The organism is Candidatus Bathyarchaeota archaeon, assembly GCA_026014585.1.
Classification (GTDB): domain Archaea; phylum Thermoproteota; class Bathyarchaeia; order Bathyarchaeales; family Bathycorpusculaceae; genus Bathycorpusculum.
The window spans coordinates 1-1,915 of the sequence record JAOZIA010000018.1 but is presented as its reverse complement, the minus strand read 5'-3'; the positions used below and the strand labels follow the sequence as shown (position 1 = coordinate 1,915).

Here is a 1,915-nt window from a genome sequence, read left to right as displayed (position 1 = left end):
TGATGAAATAGTATCAAATGACTATAGGATGTCTTAAGGCCTTGTAAAATATGGGTTTTCTTAGGCATCTACCAAAATGAGAACGTGGGCACGGTCGAAAGATCGTGCCCTTACTCATTTTGTTTCCGGCTATCCCTGGCAGGTTGCTCCCCAGCAGAGCCTGCTTCCGTTTCACCGGACTTGCCAAGTTTGTTGATTGGGTTTTCGATGTCAACCAGTTTCGCATTATGGTTTTTGAGTAGTTTCTCAGGAAGCAGGTCAATGTATTGCTGTGCCACGTTCTTTGACAATCTCGAGAGATGGCTGATTTGCTCCAGATCGGTAATGTCGTGTTTCCATAGTGTCTCAACGCGGTGGTAGTCTTTGATGTATCTATCTACAGCCTCCTTACTATGATTAGTTTTGATTGCTATTTCCGGGGTAAGGTAGTTTTCCAGATAGAGAGTAATGATCTCGCGTTTATGGGTAATGGCTCCTGACAGATCATGAATATTGCCACGGGTAGGCAGTATTTTCCCGCTGCTTTGGATTTCATTTACATATTTGCTGACAACAGCATCGCAAACACCCAGTAAACAGCTAAGGTCAAGCTGTGTAAGCAGTGCACCTTGATCAAAGGCCTGATCCACCCACCTGGCGAGCCTTTTCTTGCGCAGAGAGGTGGAGTCAAACCCGTGAGCTATGTGATCGATATCTTCGTCACTCAGAAAGCTTAGTACCACCGGCTTCATGCGAGTTTGAGAGATTGATTTCGCTCTTTGGGGATACTCATCCACCGGAACCGCCATCCATACCAGTTGTCCATAATGAAGGTGATGCAGATCGTCATCGATGCTGGAGACGAGGAAATAATGATCGATCAGATTCAGAATATCGTCAATGATGGCATGGGCTGTAATCTCTCCTTTGTCATATCCGTAGTGGTTGAGAAACCTATGCAATAAGTGTTGTTCAAGGCTTTTGTCTCTCAAGCGCCTTTGTTTTTTGAGCTGTACCTGTTCTTTGCTAAGCGGCTTAATCATTTCCTTTACCTCCGGATCGAAGTTGAGCGCTTTTTTTTTCCTCGGCCTGATGAGGTAGCTGAGGTGTGAGCAAGTCATCCATGCGCTCATTGTCTTTAGTTGAATAGGTTTTATAGAGCTCAATATACTCTCTAACTAGTCGATCCGATTTCTGGGCAATCAGCCGGATTTGGTTTGCAGTAAACTGCTGCTTGTAAAGTGCGGCTACCTGAACAAAGTCAGCAAGATAACGCTTGACGCTTACTTCGCTATGATTTGTAATGCGTTCGATTTCTGTGAAGCTGTAACCCTTGAAGTAATAGTCGATGATCGTGGTTTTGTGGGATAGTCCCGGACCCATGTCCAGCTTTGCACCACGCGTGATGACGAACATGCCGTTGTGGTTGAGAGCAGATACGTCTCTGCGGACAGTTGCCGGGCTGGTGGTTAAAATCATGGCCAGATCTTCATAACTGAGCAGTGCGCCTTGATCATAAGCTTGACGAGTTAAGCGGGCCAGACGATGTTGTCTTAATCCGGCCAGGCCGTACTCGGCCAAGGCTTGTAGGTCAGAATTGAAATCGATAAGTTTCAATCTGACGGTAACTTTTTTGGTGAGCCGAATGTGTTTTCCAGCAGGTTCTTCTGCGGAAACTGCTTCATAGGCAATTTCCCCGCTGGAGAGCGACACATTTGCATGCTCTTGGTAATACATGGAAAACTGCTGATAAAAAGCTTCAGCAATGATGGGAGTTAAATTGAAGTCAACTGCCAAACGTTGTACAATGGCACTGCGAGCGTCCTTTGACTGCAGCCGCTGCACGCCATATCCTTGCTCTGACTTAATCTTGTCCATAAGAGTCTCCTTTTTTGATAGCTTACTCCTATGGTCATATGATACAAACTTAAAATAG

The 1,915-nt window shown here is 45.5% G+C and carries 2 protein-coding genes; both read right to left on the bottom strand.

Annotated elements, in window-relative coordinates; all coding sequences use genetic code 11:
* Window positions 1-110 precede the first annotated feature (110 nt).
* Complete coding sequence (locus NWF01_06060) at window positions 111-1,022, bottom strand: DUF1670 domain-containing protein (GenBank protein ID MCW4024583.1); 912 nt, start codon at window positions 1,020-1,022, stop codon at window positions 111-113.
* Window positions 1,015-1,857 carry a DUF1670 domain-containing protein gene (locus NWF01_06055; GenBank protein ID MCW4024582.1) on the bottom strand — a complete coding sequence of 281 codons (843 nt, stop codon included), beginning with the start codon at window positions 1,855-1,857 and terminating at the stop codon, window positions 1,015-1,017. Before NWF01_06055 ends, NWF01_06060 begins: the two co-directional genes overlap by 8 nt.
* Window positions 1,858-1,915: the final 58 nt, after the last annotated feature.

Coding starts and splice junctions, on each gene's coding strand:
- NWF01_06055 (MCW4024582.1), bottom strand. CDS start 1,857: ATGGACAAGATTAAGTCAGAGCAAGGATATGGCGTGCAGCGGCTGCAG.
- NWF01_06060 (MCW4024583.1), bottom strand. CDS start 1,022: ATGATTAAGCCGCTTAGCAAAGAACAGGTACAGCTCAAAAAACAAAGG.